The organism is Subtercola boreus, from assembly GCF_003399645.1.
GTDB classification, from domain to species: Bacteria; Actinomycetota; Actinomycetes; order Actinomycetales; family Microbacteriaceae; genus Subtercola; species Subtercola boreus_A.
Genome location: NZ_NBXD01000082.1, coordinates 1 through 1,081, shown reverse-complemented (window position 1 = coordinate 1,081; position 1,081 = coordinate 1). Strand labels below are relative to the sequence as shown.

Sequence of the window (1,081 nt, the reverse complement as noted above, 5' to 3'; positions counted from 1 at the left end):
GTCGTCGTCGACACTCCGCACTCGGCTACCGCAGGCCCAACGAGGTCCACTACAGTTACCAGCAGCCAGCATTGGCAGCGTAAGAGAAACCATCAACTCCGCTGTCCGAAATCAGCGAAGCAGCCCAGTTCACTGTGAAGGTACTTACCCAGAAAGGCCCGTACGTGCCTGTACTGTCCTTGGTCAACACTGTCCAGGTATAAGTTCCACCGTCCTGAAGTGACGTCGGATCAGACGGGGTAAAGGTCGTTCCCGTCTGCCAACCAGAGTCCAACACCGAGCCCGTAAGGGCGTCGGTACCTGTTGTAATCCGGAAATTGTAGGTAAAACCTAAATTGTTCGGGTGAGTTGTCCCGTTGATTGAGAACGTTGGTGTTGACGTCGCCACAACAGCTTTGTCCGACGGAGACGCATTTGTTTTGGAAGTAACCGCCGGGTTATTTGTCGTAAAACTGTAAGTATTACTGTTCGGCCACACAGGGTAGGCCGGGTAAGCGTTGTAGTACGTGTTCATCACGTATACGCGCCAGTAATAGGTTGTATTCGCCTCCAGCCGTTCAGCAGGTACTGTGACTGACGCATTGGACTGCCAGCCGCTGTCAAAGACTGAATGATCATCTGGGTTTGATGGGTTCTTACCCAATCGGAAGAGGTAATTGAGCGGCAGGTTCTCCGGCGAATTCGCACCGTCTACATGAAGTGTCGGAGTGAAGCTCTGCTGAGTCGCACCATTTGCAGGCGTCGGCGAATTGCCGGTAGAAGCGAAATCGATATATCCCACCAGCAAGCGGGTTTGAACATTTTTCAGGGTGTACTGGCCGGGAGTCTCGTCACCGCCGAGCATGAAGTTATATCCGCTCGCGCCAGCTCGAACCCAATCGGCAATCTTATTTTGAAGACGCCGGTCGTTGGGGTCAGTACCGACAGGATCGTTGTTGTTCACGACCATCGATCTGTCAAGCCCCGGGTTTGGTGGAGGGTTTAGTTGACCCGTTCGCTCGGTTGAGGGACGGGGGTTTGTGAGTAGAAGATCTCTTCTTTCTCGTTGGGTGGGATGTGGCCGAGCTCGCCATGCAAGCGG

Annotated in this window: 1 protein-coding gene; it reads right to left on the bottom strand. The window is 53.7% G+C overall.

Features of this window, described 5'->3' with window-relative positions; all coding sequences use genetic code 11:
- Nucleotides 1–55: 55 nt before the first annotated feature.
- Complete coding sequence (locus B7R24_RS17455; protein WP_147304115.1) at nt 56–943, bottom strand: hypothetical protein; 888 nt, start codon at nt 941–943, stop codon at nt 56–58.
- Between the last annotated feature and the right edge of the window lie 138 nt (nt 944–1,081).